The organism is Exiguobacterium sp. HSB13, from assembly GCF_056764755.1.
On record NZ_JBUZOM010000006.1, the window covers coordinates 1 to 25,568 of the forward strand.

Annotated in this window: 26 protein-coding genes and 1 rRNA gene; 26 read left to right on the plus strand and 1 reads right to left on the minus strand. The window is 48.5% G+C overall.

Annotated elements, in window-relative coordinates; translation table 11 throughout:
* Positions 1–4 precede the first annotated feature (4 nt).
* The 10 genes from rrf to rsmI all read left to right on the plus strand — a co-directional run bounded on the left by rrf (position 5) and on the right by rsmI (position 6,647).
* Positions 5–120, plus strand: a 5S ribosomal RNA gene (gene rrf, locus ACZGCQ_RS16315).
* Positions 121–189: 69 nt separating this feature from the next.
* The gene (locus ACZGCQ_RS16320; protein ID WP_481266845.1) at positions 190–1,608 is read left to right on the plus strand and encodes an aminotransferase class I/II-fold pyridoxal phosphate-dependent enzyme; all 1,419 of its coding nucleotides are present in this window, start codon (positions 190–192) and stop codon (positions 1,606–1,608) included.
* Positions 1,605–2,243 carry a dTMP kinase gene (gene tmk, locus ACZGCQ_RS16325; RefSeq protein WP_481266846.1) on the plus strand — a complete coding sequence of 213 codons (639 nt, stop codon included), beginning with the start codon at positions 1,605–1,607 and terminating at the stop codon, positions 2,241–2,243. Before ACZGCQ_RS16320 ends, tmk begins: the two co-directional genes overlap by 4 nt.
* Entirely contained in the window at positions 2,240–2,569 is a 330-nt protein-coding gene (locus ACZGCQ_RS16330; protein WP_023466519.1) for a cyclic-di-AMP receptor, read from the plus strand. Before tmk ends, ACZGCQ_RS16330 begins: the two co-directional genes overlap by 4 nt.
* Entirely contained in the window at positions 2,569–3,561 is a 993-nt protein-coding gene (locus ACZGCQ_RS16335; RefSeq protein WP_481266847.1) for a DNA polymerase III subunit delta', read from the plus strand. Before ACZGCQ_RS16330 ends, ACZGCQ_RS16335 begins: the two co-directional genes overlap by 1 nt.
* Before the next feature lie 6 nt (positions 3,562–3,567).
* On the plus strand, positions 3,568–4,398 hold the full coding sequence (locus ACZGCQ_RS16340; protein WP_029343044.1) for a PSP1 domain-containing protein: 831 nt from the start codon (positions 3,568–3,570) through the stop codon (positions 4,396–4,398).
* 8 nt (positions 4,399–4,406) lie between these two features.
* The gene (yabA, locus tag ACZGCQ_RS16345) at positions 4,407–4,757 is read left to right on the plus strand and encodes a DNA replication initiation control protein YabA (protein WP_119182633.1); all 351 of its coding nucleotides are present in this window, start codon (positions 4,407–4,409) and stop codon (positions 4,755–4,757) included.
* Between the two features lie 51 nt (positions 4,758–4,808).
* Positions 4,809–5,546 (plus strand): tRNA1(Val) (adenine(37)-N6)-methyltransferase, encoded by a 738-nt coding sequence (locus ACZGCQ_RS16350; RefSeq protein ID WP_481266848.1) that lies wholly within the window; start codon positions 4,809–4,811, stop codon positions 5,544–5,546.
* Positions 5,539–5,793 (plus strand): GIY-YIG nuclease family protein, encoded by a 255-nt coding sequence (locus tag ACZGCQ_RS16355; protein WP_481266849.1) that lies wholly within the window; start codon positions 5,539–5,541, stop codon positions 5,791–5,793. The genes ACZGCQ_RS16350 and ACZGCQ_RS16355 overlap by 8 nt, the downstream gene beginning before the upstream one ends.
* The gene (gene rsmI, locus ACZGCQ_RS16360; protein WP_029343048.1) at positions 5,790–6,647 is read left to right on the plus strand and encodes a 16S rRNA (cytidine(1402)-2'-O)-methyltransferase; all 858 of its coding nucleotides are present in this window, start codon (positions 5,790–5,792) and stop codon (positions 6,645–6,647) included. The genes ACZGCQ_RS16355 and rsmI overlap by 4 nt, the downstream gene beginning before the upstream one ends.
* Positions 6,648–6,682: 35 nt before the next feature.
* Here rsmI and ACZGCQ_RS16365 read toward each other — a convergent pair whose 3' ends face one another.
* Positions 6,683–6,979, minus strand: a complete 297-nt coding sequence (locus ACZGCQ_RS16365) for an AbrB/MazE/SpoVT family DNA-binding domain-containing protein (protein WP_023466531.1) — start codon at positions 6,977–6,979, stop codon at positions 6,683–6,685.
* Positions 6,980–7,303: 324 nt separating this feature from the next.
* Between ACZGCQ_RS16365 and metG the strand changes: the two genes are divergently transcribed.
* From metG to ACZGCQ_RS16445, 16 genes are all read left to right on the plus strand, one after another.
* A complete protein-coding gene (gene metG, locus ACZGCQ_RS16370; RefSeq protein ID WP_481266850.1) occupies positions 7,304–9,283 on the plus strand; it encodes a methionine--tRNA ligase in 1,980 nt (659 codons plus the stop codon).
* A gap of 59 nt (positions 9,284–9,342) precedes the next feature.
* Complete coding sequence (locus tag ACZGCQ_RS16375; RefSeq protein ID WP_023466535.1) at positions 9,343–10,110, plus strand: TatD family hydrolase; 768 nt, start codon at positions 9,343–9,345, stop codon at positions 10,108–10,110.
* Positions 10,107–11,378, plus strand: a complete 1,272-nt coding sequence (locus tag ACZGCQ_RS16380) for a ubiquitin-like domain-containing protein (protein ID WP_481266851.1) — start codon at positions 10,107–10,109, stop codon at positions 11,376–11,378. Before ACZGCQ_RS16375 ends, ACZGCQ_RS16380 begins: the two co-directional genes overlap by 4 nt.
* A 66-nt stretch (positions 11,379–11,444) precedes the next feature.
* Complete coding sequence (gene rnmV, locus ACZGCQ_RS16385) at positions 11,445–12,002, plus strand: ribonuclease M5 (RefSeq protein WP_481266852.1); 558 nt, start codon at positions 11,445–11,447, stop codon at positions 12,000–12,002.
* Complete coding sequence (rsmA, locus tag ACZGCQ_RS16390; RefSeq protein ID WP_023466540.1) at positions 11,999–12,877, plus strand: 16S rRNA (adenine(1518)-N(6)/adenine(1519)-N(6))-dimethyltransferase RsmA; 879 nt, start codon at positions 11,999–12,001, stop codon at positions 12,875–12,877. The genes rnmV and rsmA overlap by 4 nt, the downstream gene beginning before the upstream one ends.
* Positions 12,878–12,961: 84 nt before the next feature.
* Entirely contained in the window at positions 12,962–13,201 is a 240-nt protein-coding gene (locus tag ACZGCQ_RS16395; RefSeq protein ID WP_012368950.1) for a Veg family protein, read from the plus strand.
* 95 nt (positions 13,202–13,296) lie between these two features.
* The gene (gene ispE, locus ACZGCQ_RS16400; protein ID WP_440719066.1) at positions 13,297–14,157 is read left to right on the plus strand and encodes a 4-(cytidine 5'-diphospho)-2-C-methyl-D-erythritol kinase; all 861 of its coding nucleotides are present in this window, start codon (positions 13,297–13,299) and stop codon (positions 14,155–14,157) included.
* 69 nt (positions 14,158–14,226) lie between these two features.
* Positions 14,227–15,066 (plus strand): pur operon repressor, encoded by an 840-nt coding sequence (purR, locus tag ACZGCQ_RS16405; protein WP_023466544.1) that lies wholly within the window; start codon positions 14,227–14,229, stop codon positions 15,064–15,066.
* Between the two features lie 158 nt (positions 15,067–15,224).
* Positions 15,225–15,536 (plus strand): septation regulator SpoVG, encoded by a 312-nt coding sequence (gene spoVG, locus ACZGCQ_RS16410; RefSeq protein ID WP_029343053.1) that lies wholly within the window; start codon positions 15,225–15,227, stop codon positions 15,534–15,536.
* A gap of 167 nt (positions 15,537–15,703) precedes the next feature.
* Positions 15,704–17,053 (plus strand): bifunctional UDP-N-acetylglucosamine diphosphorylase/glucosamine-1-phosphate N-acetyltransferase GlmU, encoded by a 1,350-nt coding sequence (gene glmU, locus ACZGCQ_RS16415; RefSeq protein WP_214809544.1) that lies wholly within the window; start codon positions 15,704–15,706, stop codon positions 17,051–17,053.
* Positions 17,054–17,108: 55 nt separating this feature from the next.
* Positions 17,109–18,065, plus strand: coding sequence for a ribose-phosphate diphosphokinase (locus ACZGCQ_RS16420; protein ID WP_012368955.1), 957 nt, complete (start codon positions 17,109–17,111; stop codon positions 18,063–18,065).
* A gap of 88 nt (positions 18,066–18,153) precedes the next feature.
* Complete coding sequence (pth, locus tag ACZGCQ_RS16425; protein ID WP_029343055.1) at positions 18,154–18,711, plus strand: aminoacyl-tRNA hydrolase; 558 nt, start codon at positions 18,154–18,156, stop codon at positions 18,709–18,711.
* 56 nt (positions 18,712–18,767) lie between these two features.
* A complete protein-coding gene (gene mfd / locus ACZGCQ_RS16430) occupies positions 18,768–22,283 on the plus strand; it encodes a transcription-repair coupling factor (RefSeq protein WP_481266853.1) in 3,516 nt (1,171 codons plus the stop codon).
* The gene (locus ACZGCQ_RS16435; protein ID WP_481266854.1) at positions 22,280–23,827 is read left to right on the plus strand and encodes a putative polysaccharide biosynthesis protein; all 1,548 of its coding nucleotides are present in this window, start codon (positions 22,280–22,282) and stop codon (positions 23,825–23,827) included. Before mfd ends, ACZGCQ_RS16435 begins: the two co-directional genes overlap by 4 nt.
* Complete coding sequence (gene yabN, locus ACZGCQ_RS16440) at positions 23,824–25,254, plus strand: bifunctional methyltransferase/pyrophosphohydrolase YabN (protein WP_481266855.1); 1,431 nt, start codon at positions 23,824–23,826, stop codon at positions 25,252–25,254. The genes ACZGCQ_RS16435 and yabN overlap by 4 nt, the downstream gene beginning before the upstream one ends.
* Positions 25,251–25,523 carry an RNA-binding S4 domain-containing protein gene (locus ACZGCQ_RS16445; RefSeq protein ID WP_023466556.1) on the plus strand — a complete coding sequence of 91 codons (273 nt, stop codon included), beginning with the start codon at positions 25,251–25,253 and terminating at the stop codon, positions 25,521–25,523. Before yabN ends, ACZGCQ_RS16445 begins: the two co-directional genes overlap by 4 nt.
* The last annotated feature ends 45 nt before the right edge of the window (positions 25,524–25,568 follow it).

Here is a 25,568-nt window from a genome sequence, read left to right on the forward strand (position 1 = left end):
GTCGTCTGGTGACGATAGCCAAGTGGTCACACCCGTTCCCATGCCGAACACGGAAGTTAAGCACTTGAACGCCGAAAGTAGTTGGGGGCTTCCCCCTGTGAGGATAGGACGTTGCCAGGCACTTGACCGATCTGCAGATTGCAGGTCGGTCTTTTTGTGTAACCATTTTAGTGGAAAAGGAGTTTTTTCATGAAACACGAACTTCCTATTGTACATGCACTTCAACGTCACTTAGATCGAACGCCCATCTCATGGCATGTTCCTGGACATAAGAATGGGACATTGACACCCCTTCCTGACTTTTTTAAATGGGACGTCACAGAATTACCTGGTCTAGATGATTTTCATCATCCGGAAGAGGCCATTGCAGACGCGATAGCTTTGTTGCGAAAAGTCTATGATGCAAAAGCGAGTCATTTCCTTGTGAATGGTTCGACTGTTGGGAATTGGGCGATGCTTGCCGCTATAGCAACAAGAGGAGAGCGTGTTTATGTACAGCGTAACTCGCATAAATCCGTGTTCAATGCGTTAGAATGGCTAGGCATCGAACCGATCTTTCTTGAACCAGATATTCATGAGGAAACGGGAATTAGTGGCCATGTTTCACGTGAAACATTAAAGGAAGCGTTTACGAAATATCCAGGAGGGGTTGGCGTGTTTATCACTTCACCGACCTATTACGGGGAAGCAGCTGATATCATGTCACTCGTTCAGCTCACAGCGTCGCATGAACTCCCTTTATTAGTGGATGAAGCACACGGTGCACACTTCGGTGAAGCATTTGGTGTGCGCTCAGCATTTGAATTAGGAGCAACCGCGGTCGTTCAATCTGCCCATAAAACGCTTCCCGCACTAACGATGGGAGCATGGATGCACGAGCGATTTTCAGAAAAGACGAGAAGGAAGTTACAGCGGGCGCTCCAAGCGTTTCAGACTTCAAGTCCTTCGTATTTATTGTTGGCTTCATTAGACTATGCCCGTTCCTATCGTGAACAATGGACAGTTAAAGATATGTCAGATATTCAGGCTAGTCATGATGCGTTCGTCGAAGCACTTCAACGGTTCGATCATATGACAGTCCTTCGCTTCGATGATTGGTCGCGAATGACATTAACGTATGAGGGATATCCAGGAGATGCGTTGTTGCATGCATTACAATCTGTTCAACTCGATGCCGAATTTGCTCTAGGAGATCACGTCGTCTGTATTTTGCCGCTCCGTCCACTAGCAAAGTCTGAGCAGAATGACTGGATCCATCGTGTCGAACGAGCCATTCAAATGATGAAATCAGAAGGAATTCCTTTGAAAAGGTATATCGAGCAACCAATTATGGGTAAAATACAGGTATCTGCTTTAGCTTGTTCTTATGAACAGTTAGAACAAGCAACAGGTACGTTCCGTCAGCTGGATGAGTGTATCGGTCATGTTTCACTCGAAACGATTATTCCGTACCCGCCAGGCATTCCGTTGATCGTCAGAGGCGAACGCATTACGGCGGAACAGGTACTACGTTTACAACATTATCAAACCGTAGCCGTTCATTTGCAAGGGGGCGAACAATTGCAACGAGGAGCGTTACGCGTCATAGAGGAAGGGTTTGAAGGATGAAAGGTACGTTCATTACTGTCGAAGGACCGGATGGTGCCGGTAAAACGACACAACTACAATTGCTTAGTGATGTGTTAAAAGAAAAGGGCTATAACGTCAAGACGACACGTGAGCCGGGTGGTACACGCGTTGGAAACGAAATTCGTTCGTTGATTTTGAATCCTGATTTTGAAGAGATGAAAGAGATGACGGAAATTCTGCTGTATGCAGCGTCTCGTGCCCAGCATGTCGAAGAATTGATTCGACCGGCATTAGAGGCAGGCACAATCGTCTTATGTGACCGATTCGTTGATGCGTCACTTGCATATCAAGGGTATGGTCTTGGACATCCGATCGATCTCGTGCGTCAAATCAATGATTCTGCAACAGGTGGATTAGCACCAGACCGAACGTATTTATTTGATTTAACGGTAACGGATTCTAAAAAACGAATGATGGACCGGGGAGCACTTGATCGAATCGAGCAACGAGACGATGCGTTTCGTGCCCGCGTCTATGAAGGTTTCCAACAGATTGCAGCATCGGATCCAGAACGGGTGCAGATCGTACAAGCTAATCGATCGATTGAAGCAATTCATCAGGACTTAGTAAAAGATGTCATTACGTATTTAGAAGAAAAGGAGAGATTCTCATGAAAATGGTCATTACGATCGTTCAAGATAAAGATAGCTTACGTTTGGCGGAAGCGCTTGTCGAGCATGATTTCCGAGCAACGAAATTGGCAACGACAGGTGGTTTTCTTAAAGAGGGAAACACGACGTTCATGATTGGTGTACAGAGTGAGCGTCTCGATGATCTATTACGATTGATCAAAAAGAATTGTTCGAGCCGTGAACAGATGGTCTCTCCCATCTCACCAATGGGTGGTCATGCCGATTCTTATATTCCGTACCCTGTTGAAGTCCAGGTAGGCGGGGCGACAGTCTTCGTCTTGCCAATCGAAGGATTCCATCAATTCTGATGCAGACGTTTCATGAACTGGAACAGACACAATCGGTCATTTCGACGATTCTTCAAAATTCGTTACGAAACGATCGAATCAATCACGCTTATATCTTCACCGGAGACTATGAGCCGCTTCTACTTGAAGCGGCTCACTTGTTCGCGAAAAGCCTTTTTTGTGAGGCACCGGTCGATGTAGAGCCGTGTGGTGTCTGTCGTAGCTGTCGGCGGATGGAAAGCGGCAACTTGGTCGATTATTATGAAATCGAACCAGATGGCGCGACCATCAAAAAAGAACAGATTCAACAATTGATGCATGATCTCTCCCTCCGAGGACTTGAAGGCGATCGTCAGATTTATGTCATTACTCAATCCCATAAGATGACTCCCCAAGCAGCAAACAGTTTGCTGAAGTTCTTTGAGGAACCAGGAGAAGGAAAAGTGGCCTTATTGTTGACGAACCAACCCCAGCTCCTCCTACCGACGATTCGATCACGGGGACAGTTATTAAGTTTTCGTCCAGCGGATCGTCAAATGATCGGAGCTGTTTTATCTGAAAAAACGGGACGGGACCACGAGTTGACGCAACTGGCAGCGCGTGTCTACCCAAAAGTCGAGGATGCGGAAGAAGCATTACTCGAAGACTGGTTTGTAAATGCGCGAGCGTCAGTGTTACAATTGATGGAGGAATTAGCGAATCGTCCGGCTGATTTACCACTGTTCGTACAAGAGAAATGGATGGGGCAATTCAAGAACCGTCAGGATGTCCGAATCGGTCTTGAACTCGTCACTTGTTTCTTCGAGGATGTCTTACGTCTGAAACTGAACCCGGCGTGGGAAGGTATGACCTATACGAATAGTAAACCCCAATTTGAACAGATGGGGTCCAAGAGCCAGACGACGATCACCCGCTGGTTACAAGCTGTGCTTGCCGCAGTCCGACGGGTCGAAGCGAATGTTAATCCCCAATTAACAGTTGAGCGTCTCATGTTTGACTTACAGAAAGGGTAGAGCGACATGCTAGAAGTAGTAGGCGTTCGCTTTAAAGAAGCGGGCAAAATTTATTATTTTGCACCTGGACAAGAGTCATTATCACGAGGACAAGCAGTCATCGTTGAGACGGTACGGGGCATTGAATATGGCGAAGTGGTCATCGCCGATAAACAAATGGACGAAGAAGATGTGGTATTGCCACTGAAATCCATTCTTCGAATTGCTGACGATAAAGATGCAATGATCGTCCGCGAAAATAAAGTCGCAGCGCTGGATGCGCATGCGGTATGTGTCGAAAAAATCCGTGAACATAAACTCGATATGAAATTGGTCGATGTCGAGTACACGTTTGACCGCAATAAGGTCATCTTCTACTTCACGGCAGAAGGACGTGTTGACTTCCGTGAGCTCGTCAAAGATTTAGCGGCTGTCTTCCGGACGCGCATCGAACTCCGTCAAATCGGTGTTCGGGATGAAGCAAAGTTACTCGGAGGCATCGGTCCATGTGGTCGTGTCTTATGTTGTTCGTCTTTCCTCGGTGAGTTCGAACCGGTCTCGATCAAGATGGCAAAAGATCAGAATCTATCGTTGAATCCGACGAAGATTTCAGGGGTATGTGGTCGTTTGATGTGCTGTCTGAAATATGAGAACGATACGTATGAAGAGATGCGCCGTGATTTGCCGGACTACGGAAAACGTTTGACGGTACCTGAAGGCGAAGGACGCGTCGTTGGATTGAACATCCTCGATCAAGTCGTTCAAATCGAACTGAAGGATCGTTCCCGCGTCTTGACGTATTCAATGGAAGAACTATTATCCGTTGGTGCCGTAAAACCAAAACGACCAAAAGAATAACGGGGTGCATACGCGTGGAGAGAGTCGATAAAAAAGAAATCATTACGCGTGTCGATGCGATTGAGCAACAGATTCATTTGCTGACTGAGCATCTGAGCGTGTTAAAGGATCAGCTGGCTTACATGATGGAAGAGAACCAACATCTGTATCTGGAGAATCATCATCTTCGGGAAAAAGTCGAACGCGATGAACAACAGCCGGTCACGGAAGCGGAAGAAGCGGAAGCGGGCGTCGGTGCGGGCTACGATAATCTCGGACGATTGTACCAGGAAGGGTTTCACATCTGTAACTTGCATTATGGACAAGTACGAAAAGACGGCGATTGTCTCTTCTGCTTATCCATGTTAACGAAACATTGAGAGGCTGACTTCTACATGAGTCAGTCTTTTTTTCGGAAAGGAAGGCACGACATGTTTGAACTATTACCAGACGAACGACTTGATTATCTCTTAGGACAAGAAGGGAAAATCATTCAAAGTCCATCCGTCTTCTCCTATTCACTCGACGCAGCACTGCTCGCACGATTTGCGTGGGTCCCGATTCAACAGGGACGGATTGCTGATCTTTGTTCAGGAAACGGTGCGATCCCACTCTTTTTATCCTACCGGACGAAAGGGCAGATCACAGGTCTTGAAATTCAACCGCGACTAGCGGAGATGGCACGACGTAGCATCAACTTGAATGAACTGAACGACCAGATTGAGATGATTGAAGGGGACGTCAAAGAGGCGGGGGCGCGTCTTGGATACGGCATCTATGATGCTGTCACCTGTAATCCGCCTTATTTTTTAGCAAACGAGACATCGAACCAAAACCAAAGTGAACATTATACGATTGCAAGACATGAAGTCCTCTGTACCCTTGAAGACTGTATTCGGGGTGCTGCGGATTTACTGAAACAAGGCGGAAAAGCAGCGTTCGTTCATCGACCGGAACGACTGCTCGATATCGTCACCTTGATGCGGACATATCGCTTGGAACCGAAACGGATGCAGCTGATTTATCCGAAAGCAGGGAAGGAAGCAAACATGCTCTTGATCGAGGGGATCAAGGATGCAAAACCTGGACTGAAGGTGCTCCCCCCATTCATCGTCTATGAGGCGGACAACTCGTATGCGGCTCAGATGAAGGAACTGTTCGATGTCTGAGCATGCAGTCTATATCGTTCGTTGCCAAGATGATACGTTTTATACGGGTTACGCGGTAGACGTCACGCAACGCATCGCGACACACAACGCAGGTAAGGGTGCGAAATATACACGCGCCCGTCTACCGGTCGTCCTCGTTCATCAGGAAGTCTTCGCAACGAAATCGGAAGCGATGAAGCGGGAGTATGCGATTAAACAATTAACACGTTCACAAAAAGAACGTTTGATTCAAGGAGGAACGTCATGAAAGCGACGAGTAGCTATCAACAGCAAGGAGCAGGACTCTATATCGTTCCGACACCGATCGGCAATTTAGAAGACATGACGTATCGGGCCGTCCGGATCTTACAGGAATCCGATATCGTCGCAGCAGAAGATACGCGCCAGACGATGAAACTGTTTCGGCACTTTTCAATTGAGACGAAGCTTGTCAGTTACCATGAACACAATAAACAAACTAGCGGCGAACGACTACTCGCCGACTTGCAGGCAGGAAAGCAAGTCGCCCTCGTCTCCGACGCCGGTATGCCTGGTATCTCGGATCCGGGAAGCGATTTGATTCGCCAAGCAATCGTTGCAGACATTCCTGTCATCGTTCTTCCGGGTGCGAATGCTGCGTTGACAGCTCTTGTCGCGTCCGGTCTGTCGACAGAACGCTTTTTGTATTATGGCTTTTTGCCACGGAAGAAAAAAGAGCGCCGCGAAGCGTTAGAGCAATTGAAGTACGAATCGGGAACCCTCGTCTTCTATGAAGCACCGCATCGTTTGAAAGAGATGTTGCAAGGGATCGAGGAAGTGCTTGGTGATCGCCAGGTGACGTTAGCGCGAGAACTAACGAAACGGTATGAAGAATACATTCGGGGTAGCGTGAGTGAATTACGCGCTTGGGCAGCAGAAGACGTTCGGGGTGAGTTCGTCGTTCTTGTCGAAGGATCAAACGAAGAACGACCGGATGCGGTCATTCAAGACAGTGATCCACTCGAGCAAATTCGTCGGTACATCGAAGAAGGCGAAAAGCCGAATGCAGCGTTGAAGCGTGTCGCAAAGGAACGGGGACTCGATCGTCAGGAACTGTACCTTGCGTTTCACGAAGCAGATTAAAAAAAGGAAGCCCCGTCAGGAGCTTCCTTTTTTGTTTATTCGTTGCTTGCGTAGTGACGATCGAGGAAATCTTTTAATTCAACGAGAACGCGTTGTGCGCCATCTGGTGAAAGAATCAATTTACCATCAGCCAATTTGAAGTTATCTTCTGATACTTCTCCTGTTACTTGGCAAGTCATGTTTGGTTTATATTTTTTAAGGATGATCTGTTCGTTGTCGACATAGATCTCGAGGGCATCCTTTTCTGCAATTTGAAGTGTACGGCGTAATTCGATTGGAATTACGACACGACCGAGCTCGTCTACTTTACGTACAATACCTGTTGATTTCATTTTGTTGTTCCTCCTTTGATGTCATGGATCTCTTTTTCTTTTGAAAAATCGTCAAAATTCGACATCGTTTCTATAGAATGTAGAATACTAGACTTTCCAAAAGTAGTCAACCAATCTGAATAGTTTGAAATCAAAATGTCATTTATTTCTCAAAAACACCATATTTGAAACGATTTATTAATACATTTTCCCTTTTTAAAGGAAATGAAACTATAAAGTGTGTTTTTTTGTAATTTGATGTCTGATGTCAAAAAATGTTTCGATTCGACAAAAAGTGAGTTTCGACATCAGTCCCGTAACAGCGTATAATAGCCTATAATGAAGATGGAAATCAGAGAACGGAGGAATAACATGGCAAAGACATTTTATATCACGACCCCAATTTATTATCCAAGTGCAAAACTACATATCGGTCACGCGTACACGACGGTGGCTGGAGATGCGATGGCACGGTACAAACGGCTTCAAGGATTCGACGTCCGGTATTTGACTGGTAGCGATGAGCACGGTCAAAAGATCCAGGAAAAAGCAGCAGAAGCAGGGATCTCGGAACAGGCATTCGTCGACGGTGTCGTCGAACAGATTAAAGTCTTATGGGATCGTCTCGACATCTCGTACGATGATTATATTCGGACGACAGAACCACGTCACAAGAAAGTCGTCGAAAAAGTGTTCGAAACACTTCTTGAATCAGGCGATATCTATTTAGGCGAATACGAAGGATGGTATTCGATTCCGGATGAGACGTACTATACGGAATCACAACTCGTCGATGGGAAGAGCCCTGACAGCGGACACCCGGTCGAACTCGTTCGCGAAGAATGTTACTTCTTCCGGATCAGTAAGTACGCGGATCGTCTGCTTGAGTACTTTGAAGCGAATCCGTCATTCATCTTGCCAGAATCACGTAAACACGAAATGATCAATAACTTCATTAAACCAGGTCTTCAAGACTTAGCGGTCTCACGGACGACATTCAACTGGGGTGTACAAGTCCCGTCGAATCCAAAACACGTCGTCTACGTCTGGATCGATGCGTTGACGAACTATATCTCGTCACTCGGTTATGGTACGGACGATCACGGTAACTTCGATAAGTACTGGCCAGCAGATGTCCATCTCGTCGGAAAAGAAATCGTTCGTTTCCACACGATCATCTGGCCGGCACTCTTGATGGCGCTTGACCTCCCATTACCGAAGAAAGTCTTCGCACATGGTTGGTTGTTGATGAAAGACGGAAAAATGTCGAAATCAAAAGGAAACGTCGTTGATCCGATTCCATTGACGGATCGTTACGGTCTCGACGCTCTTCGTTACTACCTCTTACGGGAAGTGCCATTCGGTTCGGACGGTATGTTCACACCTGAAGCATTCGTTGAGCGGATGAACTACGATTTAGCAAACGACCTCGGGAACTTACTCAATCGGACGATCGCGATGGTCACGAAATACTTTGATGGTGAGATCCCAGCCTATACAGGTAACGTGACACCGTTTGATGCGACACTGTCGGATCTTGCAAAAGAAACGGTCACGAAAGTCGAAGCATCGATGGAACACATGGAATTCTCTGTTGTGCTGTCGAACATTTGGCAATTGATCAGCCGTGCCAATAAGTACATCGATGAGACACAACCGTGGGTGCTTGCAAAAGACGAAACGAAAACAGTCGAACTCGGTTCAGTCATGGTGCATCTCGTCGGCGTCTTGCGTCACGTGGCGATCATGTTGCAACCGTTCATGACGCGTTCACCAAAAGAGATCTTTGCGCAACTCGGTCTCTCTGGACAAGCGATGGACTGGGCAGCGCTCGAGAAGTTCGCAGACATCACACCAGGAACAAAAGTCGGTACAGCGACACCGATCTTCCCACGTCTCGACGTCAAAGAAGAAGTCGAAGCAATCGTCGACATGATGCGTCAAGCTTCTGCAGCACGTGTTGAGGAAGAAGAAGTTGAAGAAGAAGACGAAGATATTCGTCCAGAAACGACGATCGATGTCTTTGACCAGATCGAATTACGTGTCGGTGAAGTCGTGACGGCTGAGAAAATCAAAAAGGCGAAAAAACTATTGAAGCTACAAGTCGATATGGGGAATGAAACACGCCAAATCGTCTCCGGTATCGCTCAGTGGTATGAGCCGGAAGATTTAGTCGGACGAAAAGTCATCGTCGTGGCGAACTTGAAACCGGTCACGTTACGTGGCGAACTCTCACAAGGAATGGTCCTTGCTGCTGAGAAAGCAGGAAAACTTGAACTGGCGACGGTCCCGTCAACGATGGCGAACGGCGCAAGCGTAAAATAAAACCGATGCCTGTGGACTTCATGTCACAGGCATTTTTTTAAAGAAGGAGTCGAATAGCTATGTTAATCGATACACATACTCACTTGAATGCAGACCAATTTGCGGATGACGTCCACGAGACGATCGAGCGGGCACGTGCAAATGGCGTTTCACCAATGATCGTCGTAGGATTTGATCATAAGACGATTGATCGCGCGATGGAGCTCGTCGAAGCGTATGACGATCTCTATGCGGTCATCGGCTGGCATCCTGTCGACTCGATTGATTTTGATGAGGAAGCTTATCAAAAGGTCGAACGGTTGATGGACCATGAAAAAGTCGTCGCGCTTGGAGAAATCGGGCTCGACTATCACTGGGACACGTCACCGAAGGACGTGCAGCAGGAAGCTTTCCGTAAACAGATCCGTCTCGCGAAGCAGAAAAAGAAGCCAATCGTCATCCATAACCGGGAAGCGACAGAAGATACGTTACGAATTCTTGAAGAAGAGGATGCAAAAGAAGTCGGGGGGATTCTGCACAGTTACAGCATGAGTGCTGAATTGCTACCACGATGCCTGGCGATGAACTTCTACATTTCACTCGGTGGTCCCGTGACGTTTAAGAATGCGAAGATGCCGAAGCGTGTCGCACAGGAAGTACCGCTCGATCGTTTACTCGTTGAAACGGATTGTCCGTATCTGACACCAACACCGCACCGCGGAAAACGCAACGAACCAGCTTACGTCCGGTTCGTCGCTGAAGAGATTGCGCAGCTCCGTGGCATGATGTATGCCGATGTGGAAGCGGCGACGACAGAAAATGCAAAACGGGTCTTCCGTCTGCCATGATGCGTTCGTTGACATTCGTTACGATCGGGTGCAGCCTGCTACTTGCGGCTGCACTCGTCTATGGGATGATGGATCATCCACAGACTGTGACTGTCTTGATTGATGGTCAAGAACAGCAAATTGAAACAACAGCTGACTCTGTCTATGGAGCACTCGAAGAAGCTGGTATTACGACGCGTGACAATGATGTGATTGAACCGGCTCTTAGTGCCGACTTGCCGGAAAAACGATTGATCGTCATTCAGCGGGCAAAAGAAATCACGCTGATCATGGGATATGGTGAATCACGTCGGGTTCGGACGCAGGCACGGCAAGTGAAGGATTTGCTTGCAGAACGCGGCATCAAGAAAGCAGACACCGATGATATCTATCCGTCCTCTGATGCTGTATTGACAAACGGCATGACGGTGCGGTACCGGGAAGCTTTTCCCGTTGATCTCGTCGTCGGTGGAAAAGCCCGACAAATCTACACGTATGAGACGTCCGTCCGCGAATTGTTAGCGCGAGAAGGAATCCGCTTGCAAAAAGAAGACCGGGTTGCTCCGGATCCTGATACGCGTGTGACGGAAGGGACGTTGATTACGGTCAACACGACACGTCGTGCGACGTTGACGCAGGAACAGCTCGTTCCGTTTGAGATCGAAGAAGTCGAGGATCCGACTTTGCCGGAAGGCGAGCAACTCGTAACGGCATCTGGTCGTCCGGGTGTCCGAACAAAAAAGTATCAGTTGACGTTAGCTGACGGTCTCAGTAAAGAGAAAAAACTGATTGGTGATCAAGTGACCCAGACACCTGTCAAACAAGTCGTCAAAGTCGGTACAAAACCAGTCGAGACACCTACCGAAACGCCCGTCTTCAACGAAGAACAGGCGACGAATCCACTAACGGAAACACCAAAAGCCGATGCAGACCTTGATTTTTCGAGTGCGAAGAGTTTAATGGTCGAAGCGACGGCGTATACGAACGACCCAGCTTCGAACGGCAGTCGTTTGTATAACGGACGTGCCTTGACAGCGACCGGGTATGACGTGACGGATACGATCACCTATCAAGGGATGCCGATTATCGCGGTTGATCCGAAAGTCATTCCGCTTGGTACGAAGGTTTACGTCGAAGGAGTGGGTCTTGCGATCGCCCTCGATACCGGTGGCGCCATCAAAGGCAATAAGATCGATGTCTTGGTCGACGGAGAACAAACAGCGAAGACGTTCGGTCGAAAACAACTGCAAGTCTGGGTCATTCCTAGTGCAACGGAAGCGGACACGTGACGCTTCCTTGTTTTTTTCGTGGAAACAGGTACAATTACGAGAGTGTTTGAAGAAGGTGGAGAGATCATGCGGAAACGCTTAAAAGAAGTCATCGTCGTCGAAGGACGGGATGATACGACACGATTACAGGAAGTTTTTGATGTCGATACAATTGAAACGAACGGCTCAGCCGTTAATGAACAAACGATGCAACGCATCGAGAAGGCCCTTGAACGACGCGGTGTCATCATCTTCACGGATCCTGATTTTCCAGGAGATCGTATCCGTGCCCGCATCAATGAACGCGTACCAGGCTGTAAACATGCTTATCTTCCGCGTGCCCAAGCAAAAGATAAACGAGGCAAAATCGGTGTGGAACATGCCTCACCTGCCGCAATCGCAGAGGCGCTCGCTGCTGTCTATGAGACGGAAGAAGCACCGGTTGCCGAAGTGACACGTGAGATGATTCTAGCAGCCGACTTAATCGGTGGACCAGCAGCCTCGATCCGTCGTCGTCGTCTCGGTCAGATTCTTGCGATCGGTGAACCAAATGCAAAACAACTCGTCAAACGCGTCGCATCGATCCGGATCACGCGTGCGGAATGGGAAGCGGCGTTGAAACAACTAGAGGAGGAAGAAGTTTGAAAGACATTGCTACATTGCACCGGACGAAAGAAATTTTAGCGAAACATGGCTTTTCGTTTAAAAAATCGTTAGGACAAAACTTTTTAATCGATTTAAATGTATTAGGAAACATCGTTGGGGCAGCTGGATTAACGCCTGAGAGCGGTGTACTCGAAATCGGACCGGGAATCGGGTCATTGACGGAACAATCGGCGAAACAGGCGAAAAAAGTCGTCGCTCTTGAAATCGATCAGCGGTTGCTACCGATTCTTGACGATACACTTTCACCGTATCCCCATACGAAGGTCATTCACGGCGATGCCCTTGAACTTGATCTTTCGACGATCGTCGCAGAAGAATTCACGCAAGAAGGCATCACTGACATTGCCGTCGTCGCGAATCTTCCGTATTATGTCACGACGCCAATCATCATGCGGATCCTTGAAGCGAAAGCACCGTTTCGAACGCTCGTCATGATGATTCAAAAGGAAGTCGCTGAACGAATCGGTGCGAAACCAGGAACAAAAGCGTACGGTTCCTTGTCGATTGCGATTCAGTATTATGCAGAAGCTGAAGTCTGTTTTACGGTTCCAAAGCAAGTCTTCATTCCGGCACCAAATGTTGATTCAGCAGTCATCCGTTTGAACATTCGAAAAGAGCCTGCGGTACAGACACAGGATGAGGCACTCTTCTTCGAAATCGTCCGAGCAAGTTTTGCACAGCGTCGGAAAACGATTCTGAATAACTTGACGACCCACTTCGGGAAGACGGAAAAGGCGGCGGTCGAAGCGGCATTGTTAGAAGCTGGAATCGAACCACGTCGACGCGGAGAAACGCTCAGCCTGCAGGAATTCGCACAGTTAGCGGATGCACTTTTGCCAATTAAAAAACGTTGACGGATACGATTAGAACAGATATAATATTTCCCCTTTCTAATATTTATTTAATATGCTATAATAAATATTAGTGAGGTGAAGCGTATGCCAAAGACGTTGAACGAAATCAGACATGTTTTCGAAACACATGTTGGTGAAAGACTGACGCTAAAAGCAAGCGGCGGTCGTAAAAAGGTCGTAACCCGAATCGGAACGCTCGTTGAGACGTATCCTTCGGTGTTTGTAGTCAAGCTAGACGCAGAGCGCCACAATGTCGAGCGAGTTTCTTATAGCTACGCCGACGTGCTAACAGACTCCGTACAAATCGAATTTGCGAATTCGTAAACTTACCTTCCGAAGCGGACAAAATGTTCGCTTCTTTTTTTGTGGAAAGGTTGATACAATTCCTACAGGAAACGAACTAGAGGAGGAACGGCACGATGACGATTATTGTAAAGGCTCCGGCCAAGATCAACCTAGTCCTGGATGCGACGGCAAAGCGCCCGGACGGCTATCACGATGTACATATGGTGATGACGACAGTCGATTTGGCAGACCGTCTAGAATTGACGGAGCTGCCGTCAGGAGAAATTCGAATGAATGCCCAGCATGCTTACGTTCCAAACGACGAACGTAATCTTGCTTATAAAGCAGCAGCGATCTTAAAAGAAAAATACGACGTCAAGACAGGGGTAGAAATCTTCTTAGAGAAGCACATCCCGGTCGCAGCGGGACTCGCTGGTGGTTCTAGTGACGCGGCAGCGACATTACGTGGTTTGAACGAGTTATGGCAACTTGGCTTGACGCTGGAAGAGTTGGCGGAAGTCGGCGCAGCGGTTGGATCCGACGTTCCGTTTTGTGTCATGGGAGGAACAGCGATTGCGACGGGTCGCGGAGAGAAGCTAGAAAAACTTGTCTCACCACCCCCATGCTGGGTCGTTCTTGCTAAACCGACGATCGGTGTCTCGACGGCTGACGTCTATGGTGCCCTCGACTTGAACACGGCAAAACGTCCGAACGTCGAAGCGATGATCGATGCGGTGAAAGGCCAAGATTTCCAAGGCATCTGCCAATCACTCGGAAATGTTCTCGAATCAGTCACGTTGCCGATGCACCCAGAAGTCGAGCAAATCAAGGAATTCATGGCGAGTTGTGGCGCAGAAGGTGTCTTAATGAGCGGAAGTGGTCCGACCGTCTTTGCTTTGACGGAGCACGAGAATCGGGCACAACGTCTCTATAATGGATTACGCGGCTTTTGTAATGAAGTCTACGTCGTTCGTCTTTTAGGCGAAAACCATTGATAATATCCGTATGAAAATGATATATTCACTATTGAATATTCGGAATTACGGAGAGGTGGAACAAAACAAATGAAAATTCGGAGAAGTGGTCGCTTGGTCGACATGACGCGATACTTGCTTGACCATCCCCATCATCTCGTCTCATTGACGATTTTTGCAGAACGCTATAAATCGGCGAAATCGTCGATCAGTGAAGATTTAGATATCGTCAGCGAGATGTTAGAACATGAGGGAACAGGTCGTCTTGTCACGGTACCAGGTGCTGCGGGTGGCGTCATGTTCATCCCAACGTGGAGCAGTAAGAAGGCTTTACCGTTCATCGACGATCTATGTGAACGTGTCGCACGTCCAGATCGACTGTTACCTGGGGGATATCTCTATTTGACGGACTTACTCGGGGATCCGAAGATGGTCAAACAAATGGGGCAAGTGTTTGCATCTGTCTTTAGCCAAAAGAAAGTCGATGTCGTCATGACGATCGCGACGAAAGGGATTCCACTTGCTTATGCGGTTGCTGAGCAACTGGGTGTGCCGTTCGTCATCGTGCGTTCGGATAGTCGCGTTACGGAAGGATCGACGGTCAGCATCAACTATGTCTCGGGGTCTTCAAAAGCGATTCGGACGATGGCACTCGCGCGTCGGAGCTTACCACGTGGGGCGAACGTCTTATTGATTGATGACTTCATGAAAGCCGGCGGAACGATTCGCGGAATGATGAGTCTCTTGAGCGAGTTCGAAGCCAAGGTCGCAGGCGTTGGTGTCTTGATTGAGGCAGAGGGTGCCGAGAAGAAGATGGTCAATGAATACGTCAGCTTGATGAAATTAGCGGACGTCGACGTCGATCTTGGTCAAATCCAAGTCAAGCGTGGAAACGTCGACCACTATTTCTCAGAAGCTGAGACTACCTGAAATTGACAGCCGCATGGATTGTAACTATACTGTAATTATCAAACTTTTGGAAATTATGCGTAAAAAGATTGGGAAAGACTAAACCTTTGTTTGTTTTAAGCCGTAAGTAGAAGTAGACAACGAAGAGTTGTGACAACGGTTAAAGGGGTGCGGACAAAATGAACGTTACGGACGTTAAAATTCGTCGCGTCGTGGCAGAGGGTCGAATGAAAGCACTTGCCTCTATTACGCTCGACCACGAATTCGTGGTACATGATTTGCGTGTGATCGAAGGGAACAGTGGTCTCTTCGTCGCCATGCCAAGCAAACGAACGCAAGAAGGTATCTTCCGGGATGTCGCTCATCCAATCAATGCATTAATGCGAAAAAAGGTCGAAGATTCAGTACTCGAAGCCTATGCGGCACGTGAGGATCAAGAAGATGGCGTCGGTTACGAAGTCTCTTCTGCCCAAACGACAGATCAAGCATAAGAAAAAGACAGGTTTTCTCTTCTTGGGAAAACCTGTCTTTTTTCTCGCTTTTTCCTCGATTCCGCTTCGTCCCATCATTGAATAACGATGCTATTTTCGTTATAGTTGGAACGAGTGTACTATTTCAGAACGAAATCAACACTAATTTATGTGGAGGAGCGACAAGGATGAATCATTTCGCGGTAATTCTAGCAGCGGGTAAAGGAACTCGGATGAAATCGAAGCTTTACAAAGTACTTCACCCAGTCGCTGGGAAACCTATGGTACAGCACGTCGTCGATCAATTAGCGACGCTCGGCGTCAAGCGACAGGTCGTCATCGTCGGTCACGGTGCGGAATCCGTCAAAGAAGTGCTTGGCACATCGGTGGAATACGCACTTCAAAGTGAGCAGCTTGGCACAGGTCATGCTGTTCAAATGGCAGAACCCGTACTCGGGAACGAACAGGGAGCAACACTCGTCGTCTGTGGCGATACACCACTCTTGACGAGTGACACACTGGCTTCATTGTTACAACATCATGCGGAGACAAACGCAAAAGTGACTGTCTTGACGGCACTCGCTGACGATCCAACAGGTTACGGACGAATCGTTCGTGGCGAAGACGGAAACGTCTCGAAAATCGTCGAGCATAAGGATGCGAATGCAGAAGAGCTCGCACTTCGGGAAATCAATACAGGTACGTATGTATTCGATAACGAGATGTTGTTCGCGACGCTGAAGCAGGTCAAGAACGATAACGCGCAAGGTGAGTATTACTTACCAGATGTGATTGAGATCGCTAAAGCAGCGGGCGAGACGATTGCAGCGTATGCGGCACCTACGTTCGAAGAGACGATCGGTGTCAATGACCGCGTCGCACTTGCGCAAGCGGAAACATCGATGCGTAAGCGGACGAACGAGTACTGGATGCGTCAAGGTGTCACGTTCGTTGACCCGTCTTCGACGTATATCGGACCGGACGTCACGATTGGTTCAGATACTGTTCTTTATCCTGGGACGCAATTACTCGGTCACACGGTCATTGGTTCAGAATGTACGATTGGTCCGAACTCGGATATCCGTAACAGTGAAGTGGCAGATGGCGCAATCGTTCGTCAATCGGTCGTCACGGATAGCAAGATTGGTCCGGCGGCACAAGTCGGTCCATTCGCGCATTTACGTCAACAAGCGGTTCTCGGAGCGAATACACGCGTCGGAAACTTTGTTGAGATCAAGAAATCAACATTTGGTGAAGGTAGCAAATCAGCGCACCTGAGCTATGTCGGAGATGCGACGATCGGAGAAAACGTCAATCTCGGTTGTGGATCAATCACGGTCAACTACGATGGAAAAAATAAATTCCAGACGATCATTGAGGACGATGCCTTCATCGGCTGTAACGTCAACTTGATTGCACCGGTCACGGTCGGCAAGAACGCCCTTGTTGCTGCCGGATCAACCGTCACGGATGATGTGCCGGAAAACGGTCTCGCGATCGCACGGGAACGTCAAACGACGAAACCTGATTATCGTTAATTCATTACTTGTCGCTCTACTCGTCTAAACCCAAACAAATGGAGGCCACCTACACATGTCTACTGTCTTAGAACATGAAATTCGTATTTTCGCACTCAACTCGAACAAACCATTGGCAGAGGAAATCGCTAAAGTCATCGGAATTCCGGTGAGCGAAAGTTCAGTCAAACACTTCAGTGATGGCGAAATTTCGATGAACATCGAAGAAAGCGTCCGAGGAGATGATATTTACATCATTCAATCGACAAGCCAACCAGTCAACGAAAACCTGATGGAACTTCTCATCATGATCGATGCACTGAAACGGGCGTCTGCACGGACAATCAACGTCGTCATTCCGTATTACGGTTATGCGCGTCAAGACCGCAAAGCACGTTCACGTGAGCCAATCACGGCGAAGCTCGTTGCGAACTTGCTTGAAGTAGCAGGGGCGACACGCGTCGTGACGATGGATCTCCATGCAGCACAAATCCAAGGGTTCTTCGATATTCCAGTAGATCAGTTGATGGGTGTACCGCTTCTCGCTTCATACTTCGAGAAAAAGAACATCGATCCAAACGAACTCGTCATCGTTTCTCCAGACCATGGCGGTGTCACACGGGCACGTAAATTAGCAGAACAATTAAAAGCACCAATCGCGATCATCGACAAACGCCGTCCGAAACCGAACGTCGCAGAAGTCATGAACATCGTTGGTCAAGTCGATGGCAAGATTGCCATCATCATCGATGACATCATCGATACAGCGGGTACGATCACACTTGCAGCGAACGCTTTGATCGAAAACGGAGCGAAACAAGTCTATGCATGTTGTACACACCCTGTTCTTTCGGGTCCAGCAATGGAACGGATCGAGAACTCAGCGATCGAAGAACTCGTCGTCTTGAACACAATCGACTTAACGCAACGCGAATGTGCAAGCAAAATCAAACAAATCTCTGTGGCACGCTTGCTTGCAGAAGCAATCATCCGTGTACACGAACAGAAATCAATCAGCCCGCTCTTCAGCTGATTGCTTGATGCATACGAACGACGTGGTCCGGTTTATTGAAATCGGACCCTTGTTCGTTTACTTTTTTAAACAGAAATGAGGAATCGATATGAAATGTATCGTCGGATTAGGGAATCCCGGAGCGAAGTATGCCAATACACGCCATAACATCGGTTTTCTTGCGATTGATGCCTTAGCGGAGAAACACGGAATCGCGCTTTCAGAATCGAAGTTTAAAGCCCTCTTCGGAACGGGAATGATAAACGGAGAGCGTGTTGTGCTCGTCAAGCCATTGACGTATATGAATTTATCAGGCGAAGCAGTACGCCCATTGCTTGATTTCTACAAGATCGCAGTCGAGGATGTGCTCGTCATCTATGATGATCTGGATTTACCGCTTGAGAAATTACGCTTGCGTTCAAAAGGAAGTGCAGGCGGTCATAATGGCGTCAAGTCGTTGATCCAGCACCTCGGGACGCAGGAGATCAAGCGCCTTAAGCTCGGCGTCGGTCGACCACCGGCACCCATCCAAGTCATCGACTGGGTGTTAATGAATTTTTCGAAGGCGGAACAAGGAAGTCTGCAACACGTACTCAATGCGTCTGTCGATGTAGCGACGGACTTCATAGACACACCGTTTCTCGCTTTGATGAATCGGTATAACTGAACGCAACGCTTTGGGGTTCCAAAGCGTTTTTGCTGTCGTGTTTTAGGAGGAAGAAGATGAAACAATTACAAGAACTGTTACTAGCGATTCCTGAAATCAAGACGGTTCGGGAACGCTTCCGGGATGGTGTCAACGCGCAGTTGATCACCGGTCTGATGAATAGCGGAAAGGCACTGTTCGTCGCCGGGATTTATCAGGAGACGAAACGTCGCTTCGTACTTGTGACACATAATATGTTCCAAGCACAAAAACTGTATGATGATTTGATTGAACTCGTACCGGAAGAAGACGTCATGCTCTATCCGGTCGATGAGACGTTAGCCGCGGAACTCTCCTACGGGGCAAGTCCGGAATTGCGGGCAACACGGATCGAGACCCGTCATCGTTTACTGACGACGGACGACGGAATCCTAATCATTCCGCTCGTCGGTTTACGTCGATATGTTCCGGATGCACAGACGTTTTTGTCGCATGTCAAACAAGTCAAACCGGGCGACATCTTATCGATTCCGGACTTCGTCCAGGATTTAGTCAATGCGGGGTACGAACGGACAGCGACCGTGACGACGCCTGGTGAGTTTGCTGTTCGCGGAAGTATTATCGATATTTATCCACTCACGGTCGAACGCCCGTACCGGCTCGATCTATTCGACGAGGAAGTCGACTCGATCTATACATTTGATGCGGAGACCCAACGTTCGCTCGGTGTCGTCGCAGAAGCATGTTTGATGCCAGCGGCGGAACACTTCGCAACGAAGGATCAGTTAAAGGATGCGGGTGAAAAAGTCCGTCGTCTTTATGAGGCGACGAAAGAGCGCGTCCAAAGTACGGAAGTCCTTGCGGCACTTGAAGAGGGAATTGCTTATGACGTCGAGTTGCTAGAAAACGGCGATCAACCGAAACAGTTCGCGAAGTATGCACCGATCCTCTACACGTCGACGTTACGTCAAGACGTGACGGGAAGCGTCTTGATCGTTGATGAAGTCGCACGGGTCGAAGAAGCAGCGGAAGTCCAGGATGCAGAGGAAGCAGAATGGATGGCGTCGCTCATTGAACGCGGACAAAGCGTCAGTGATTACGTCCTATCTGTTCCGATGGCACATGTCTTTGAAGGACAACCCTTGTTGTACCTCTCACTCCTTCCGACACGTCGGAGTGGTGTACCGGAAAGTGCGGCCATCCATTTCAGCATCAAACCAATTGCGCCGTTCCATGGTCAGATGGAACGCCTGAAGCAAGAAGTCGAGCGATATCGTCGTGCTGACATGTGGATGGTCTTCTTAGCGAGTAACCGAGAACGTGCCGAACGAATGCGTCAGACGTTATCCGATTATGGGGTGGAAGCGTCGATCGTCACAAAAGAAGGCATCACTCGGGGTCAACCAGCGATTCTGATCGGTGGAATTCATGGTGGATTCGAGATGACGAATGCGCGCCTCGTCGTCATCACAGAAGAAGAAGTCTTCAAGCAACCGGCGCGTCGCCGGAAGCAGACGACGAAGCTGACGAACGCTGAACGGATCAAGAGTTACCAAGAATTGAAAACAGGTGATTACGTCGTCCATATTCATCACGGGATCGGACGGTACCATGGCATCAAGACGATTGATGTAGCCGGTAACCATCAGGACTATCTCCATCTCGTTTACGCGGGAGAGGACTCGTTGTATGTTCCTGTCGATCAGATCGACTTGATTCAAAAGTATGTCGGCGCTGAAGGAAAAGAGCCGAAGATCTATAAACTCGGTGGAACGGAATGGAAAAAGGTTAAAGCGAAGGTCCAGAAATCGGTCGAGGATATCGCTGATGAGTTGATCAAGCTCTATGCGGCTCGTGAGGCTGCCGTCGGTTTTGCGTTCCCAGAGGATGACGATAACATGCAAGCATTCGAGGCTTCGTTCCCGTATGAGGAAACGGTCGATCAATTGCGATCGATTGCTGAGATCAAGAAAGATATGGAACGTCCGCGTCCGATGGATCGTCTATTATGTGGCGACGTTGGATACGGAAAAACAGAAGTGGCGATTCGGGCAGCGTTCAAAGCGGTCATGTCTGGAAAACAAGTTGCGTTACTCGTACCGACGACCGTCCTTGCACAACAACACTACGAAACGATGCTTGAGCGATTCAGTGAATGGCCGATTCGTGTGTCGGTCATGAGCCGGTTCCGTTCGCCAGCAGAATTAAAGGCGACGAAACAAGGATTAAAAGAGGGAACGATCGATGTCGTCGTCGGAACACACCGTGTGCTGTCGAAAGACGTCCAGTTCGCTGATATCGGATTGTTGATCATCGATGAAGAGCAACGATTCGGCGTGAAACATAAAGAGCGTCTGAAACAGTTGAAGACGAACGTTGACGTCTTAACGTTGACGGCGACACCGATTCCACGGACATTGCACATGTCGATGATCGGAATCCGTGATCTCTCGGTCCTTGAGACACCGCCGGAAAACCGTTACCCGGTCCAGACGTATGTCATGGAATACGACGGAATCGTCATGCGGGAAGCACTCGAACGGGAACTCGGTCGGGGGGGACAAGCGTTCTTCCTCTATAACCGGGTCGAGGGCATCGAGCGAAAGGCAGAAGAGATTCGTGCGCTCGTACCAGAAGCGCGGATTGTCACGGCGCACGGTCGAATGACGGAAACGGAACTCGAAAGTCAACTGATTGCGTTCTTCGAAGGGGATGCCGACGTTCTTGTCAGTACGACAATCATTGAGACAGGAATCGACATTCCGAACGTCAATACGTTGATCGTTCATGACGCGGATCAAATGGGCTTATCCCAACTGTATCAATTACGTGGTCGTGTTGGTCGATCAAGTCGCGTTGCCTATTCGTACTTTACGTACCGTCCGCAAAAACGATTAACGGAAGTAGCAGAAAGTCGTCTACAAGCGATCAAGGAATTCACGGAGCTCGGTAGCGGCTTTAAGATTGCGATGCGTGACTTATCGATTCGTGGTGCCGGGAACTTACTTGGTTCCCAACAATCCGGCTTCATTGATTCGGTCGGTTTCGATCTTTATTCACAGATGCTCGCAGAAGCAGTTGAAGAACGCAAAGAACGAATGAAAGGTAAAAAACGCGTCCAGAAATTCGTACCGGAGTTCACGTTCAGTCTCGATGCGTATATTCCATCGCACTACATGACGGACTCTGAGCTGAAAATCGAGTTTTACAAACGCTTGAAATATGTCGATACCGTCGATAGTCTCGAACAGCTCGAAACAGAGATGCTCGAACGATTTGGTGAGTTCCCAGATGAGGTTGCTCGTTTAATCCAATTGACGCGGATGCGGATTTTTGCCGAACGGGCGCGTGTCGAGCGTGTCAAACAAACCGATCCGAAAATCGAAATCGTTTTGTCGCTCGAATCCACACAGCAGCTTGACGTAGCGGACTTCGTCAAATGGACTGTTCCGCTAGGACGTGGTCTAGGCATGGGACAACAAGAACAGAAACTCGTCTTGACCCTGAACCGGAATAAACAGTCGACGCAACAGATGACGATGCAGGCAGAACAGTTGCTAGCAGAGCTTGATCGTCGGCTCGTCGCGCGATGAATAGACGAACGATTGCGCAAGGCGCAGCACTACTTGCGATCTCTAGCTATATCTCGAAACTGCTCAGCTTCTTTTACCGGATTCCATATCAGAATCTCGCCGGCGATTTCGGATTGTACGTCTATCAGACGGTCTATCCCTTATTCGCGATAGCGGCAGCGCTTGGCATTTATGCGCTGCCCGTCATCGTGGCGAAGTTGACGCTCCATCATCCAGACGAGAAACGAGAAGTCTTATGGTCGATTTTCTATGTCTTGCTTGCGATGACAGTCTTCTTCGGATTACTTGGTTGGTGGATCGCCCCGACGCTCGCAGGGTGGTTCGGGGATGAGAAACTGGTCGTTCCCTTGCGTGCGGTGACATGTACGTTTTATTTACTACCCGTGATTGCCGTTCTTAGAGGCATGTTTCAAGCAGATCTCGAGATGCGACCGACGGCTGTATCCCAAGTCTCTGAAAATGCCGTCCGTGTCGGATTATTGTTGCTCGTGACCTATATCGGTGTCTCGATGCAGGCGGACCCTTACTGGATTGGTGCCAGTGCCCATCTGACAGCGATCGGCGGTAGCATCATTTCGTTATTCGTCCTGTTACGTTTTGCGAAAGGAAAAATCGGTCGCCCTGTATTTTCAAGTATTCACGTACGTCGGGTCGGAAAGGTGCTCGTGACAAGCGGGGTGGCGGTCAGTATCGCCTCACTTGCTTTATTGCTGATGCAATTGATCGATGGATTGACGTTCGTCAATCTACTTGGCAATACGACGGAGACGAAAATTGAAAAAGGGGTGCTCGACCGTGGGTATCCGTTACTGCAATTTGCGATTCTCTTTGCAACATCGATGAGTCTTGCGAGTGTTCCGTCACTATCAACCGCATATCGAAAGCATGATCCGCAGATGATGCGTCAACAACTGGAGACATTACTTCGTTCCGGTCTATTGATTGCCGCTGCAGCGACGATCGGACTAATGGGTGTGATGCGTCCGCTCAATATTGCGTTATATCAAGATGACCAAGGAACAGCAGGACTGATTTGGCTCGCGGCGACGGCATTTGCTGCTTCGATTGCGATGATGATCGTCTCTTGTCTCCAGTCGGTCGATGCTGAAAAGTATGCGCTCGTTGGTGTTCTTGTCGGATTAGGGGCGAAGCTCGCTCTGAATCTCTATTTCATTCCCCGATATGGTATGATCGGGGCGGGTATGGCGACATTTGGCGGTTTTGCCGTCATGGCGGCGGCACAATGGATTTTATTGAACCGGAAGTTCGGTCGCGTATCGGCAGGAAACACGTTCTACCGACGACTGGTCTTACCTGTGCTCGCCATGGGTGTGTTTCTGTATCTGATCGAAACGTTCTTCCAGCTGTTTGAGCTTGAGACACGAATCGGTGCGGCACTCGAAGTCGGCGTCCTTGTTGTCGGTGGTGCCATCATTTACGGCAGTATGGCGTTACGCGTCCGTGCATTAACAGAACAAGAGTGGGCGCTATTGCCTTTAGGAGATAAGTTATATCAGATGTACCAACGTAGGAGGAGTATATGACACACCGAATCAAAATCGTCGGTCTTGGCGTCGGCGAACTCGAACAATTGCCGTTTGGCATCTATCGATTATTAAAAAACACGACACAGCCTGTCTATTTACGGACAATGGATCATCCAGTCGTTTCAGAACTCGCAGCAGAGGGAATGAAGTTTACATCATTTGACTCGGTTTATGAACGACATAGTCGGTTTGAAGACGTATACACAGAAATCGTTGAGGAATTGCTTCGTCTCTCAAAGACGACGGACATCATTTATGCCGTCCCAGGTCATCCACTGGTCGCTGAGAGTACCGTCCAGCAGTTATTAGAGCGGACGGACGCGGTCGACGTCATAGGCGGACAAAGTTTTCTTGATCCGATGTTCGCAGCGCTTGGTGTGGATCCAATTGAAGGATTCCAGTTGCTTGATGCAACAGCGTTTGCCGTCGATGAAGCTCAAATCCGTCAGCATCTATTGATTGGACAAGTTTATGATGCGCTCGTCGCGGGCGACTTAAAGGTCCAGTTGATGGAACGTTATCCGGACGAACATCTCGTCACTTTGGTCACAGCAGCGGGTACAAGCAAACAAACGGTCCAAAGTGTGCCGTTGTATGAACTCGATCACGTGACGACGCTCAGTAACTTGACGACAGTCTACGTGCCGCCCGTCACGGATGAGCAGACGTTGAATCGTGACTTCGCGACACTAAAAGAGATCATCGCGCGATTACGCGGTGAAGGCGGTTGTCCATGGGATCAAGAGCAGACGCATGAGTCCTTAAAACGTCATTTAATCGAAGAATCTTACGAATTACTGGAAGCAATCGACCTTCAGGACGATAACTTAATGATAGAAGAGCTAGGAGACGTCCTTTTACAGGTCATGCTCCACGCACAAATTGGTCTAGATGAAGGGTATTTTGATATTCGAGACGTCATCGGAAGCGTCAGTGATAAGATGATTCGTCGCCATCCGCATGTCTTTGGGGAAACAACAGTCGATTCTTCAGCAGACGTCGTTTCGAACTGGCAAGACATCAAAGCACAAGAAAAGCCGGAGCGGACTTCCTTGCTCGATGGTGTGACAAAAGGAGCACCCGCTTTGATGCGCGCAGAAGACATTCAAAAGAAAGTGGCGAAAGTCGGTTTTGAATGGAGTGACGTCGAGGGTGCACTTGAAAAAGTAATCGAAGAGTTACGTGAATTGAAGGAAGCCGCACCAGAAGAACGACTAGGTGAATTCGGAGATGTTCTGTTTTCGATGACGCTCGTCGGGAAATACCTCGGTCTCTCGGCAGAAGAGGGGCTACAACAGACGAATGATAAATTCATCCGTCGCTTTACGCGAATGGAACAACTAGCGGACCGACCGCTCGTTGAGATGACGCTTGAAGAGCAAGATTCACTCTGGCATCAAGCGAAGCAGGAGGAACAGTCATGAGACTTGATAAATTTTTAAAAGTATCGCGTCTGATCAAACGACGGACGCTTGCCAAAGAAGTCGCCGATCAAGGTCGGATCACGATTAATGGTAATGTGGCGAAAGCAAGTAGCACGGTAGCAGCAGGTGATGAGATGACGATCCGGTTCGGAAACAAGATTGTCACGGTTGCGATTTCGAGCATTAAAGAACATGCGAAAAAAGAAGAAGCGTCTGATATGTATGAGATTATCCGTGAAGAAAAGGTGAATTCCGAAGAATCGATGTAATTTACCGGAAAAAGGAAGTATACTAAAGAGTGTCAGGGATGACCA

Coding starts and splice junctions, on each gene's coding strand:
- ACZGCQ_RS16335 (WP_481266847.1), top strand. CDS start 2,569: ATGCAGACGTTTCATGAACTGGAACAGACACAATCGGTCATTTCGACG.
- ispE (WP_440719066.1), top strand. CDS start 13,297: ATGACGATTATTGTAAAGGCTCCGGCCAAGATCAACCTAGTCCTGGAT.
- ACZGCQ_RS16350 (WP_481266848.1), top strand. CDS start 4,809: ATGTTTGAACTATTACCAGACGAACGACTTGATTATCTCTTAGGACAA.
- mfd (WP_481266853.1), top strand. CDS start 18,768: ATGAAACAATTACAAGAACTGTTACTAGCGATTCCTGAAATCAAGACG.
- spoVG (WP_029343053.1), top strand. CDS start 15,225: ATGAACGTTACGGACGTTAAAATTCGTCGCGTCGTGGCAGAGGGTCGA.
- ACZGCQ_RS16395 (WP_012368950.1), top strand. CDS start 12,962: ATGCCAAAGACGTTGAACGAAATCAGACATGTTTTCGAAACACATGTT.
- yabN (WP_481266855.1), top strand. CDS start 23,824: ATGACACACCGAATCAAAATCGTCGGTCTTGGCGTCGGCGAACTCGAA.
- ACZGCQ_RS16320 (WP_481266845.1), top strand. CDS start 190: ATGAAACACGAACTTCCTATTGTACATGCACTTCAACGTCACTTAGAT.
- rnmV (WP_481266852.1), top strand. CDS start 11,445: ATGCGGAAACGCTTAAAAGAAGTCATCGTCGTCGAAGGACGGGATGAT.
- purR (WP_023466544.1), top strand. CDS start 14,227: ATGAAAATTCGGAGAAGTGGTCGCTTGGTCGACATGACGCGATACTTG.
- ACZGCQ_RS16435 (WP_481266854.1), top strand. CDS start 22,280: ATGAATAGACGAACGATTGCGCAAGGCGCAGCACTACTTGCGATCTCT.
- ACZGCQ_RS16375 (WP_023466535.1), top strand. CDS start 9,343: ATGTTAATCGATACACATACTCACTTGAATGCAGACCAATTTGCGGAT.
- metG (WP_481266850.1), top strand. CDS start 7,304: ATGGAAATCAGAGAACGGAGGAATAACATGGCAAAGACATTTTATATC.
- ACZGCQ_RS16340 (WP_029343044.1), top strand. CDS start 3,568: ATGCTAGAAGTAGTAGGCGTTCGCTTTAAAGAAGCGGGCAAAATTTAT.
- rsmI (WP_029343048.1), top strand. CDS start 5,790: ATGAAAGCGACGAGTAGCTATCAACAGCAAGGAGCAGGACTCTATATC.
- ACZGCQ_RS16355 (WP_481266849.1), top strand. CDS start 5,539: ATGTCTGAGCATGCAGTCTATATCGTTCGTTGCCAAGATGATACGTTT.
- ACZGCQ_RS16380 (WP_481266851.1), top strand. CDS start 10,107: ATGATGCGTTCGTTGACATTCGTTACGATCGGGTGCAGCCTGCTACTT.
- ACZGCQ_RS16420 (WP_012368955.1), top strand. CDS start 17,109: ATGTCTACTGTCTTAGAACATGAAATTCGTATTTTCGCACTCAACTCG.
- ACZGCQ_RS16330 (WP_023466519.1), top strand. CDS start 2,240: ATGAAAATGGTCATTACGATCGTTCAAGATAAAGATAGCTTACGTTTG.
- ACZGCQ_RS16445 (WP_023466556.1), top strand. CDS start 25,251: ATGAGACTTGATAAATTTTTAAAAGTATCGCGTCTGATCAAACGACGG.
- ACZGCQ_RS16365 (WP_023466531.1), bottom strand. CDS start 6,979: ATGAAATCAACAGGTATTGTACGTAAAGTAGACGAGCTCGGTCGTGTC.
- glmU (WP_214809544.1), top strand. CDS start 15,704: ATGAATCATTTCGCGGTAATTCTAGCAGCGGGTAAAGGAACTCGGATG.
- pth (WP_029343055.1), top strand. CDS start 18,154: ATGAAATGTATCGTCGGATTAGGGAATCCCGGAGCGAAGTATGCCAAT.
- tmk (WP_481266846.1), top strand. CDS start 1,605: ATGAAAGGTACGTTCATTACTGTCGAAGGACCGGATGGTGCCGGTAAA.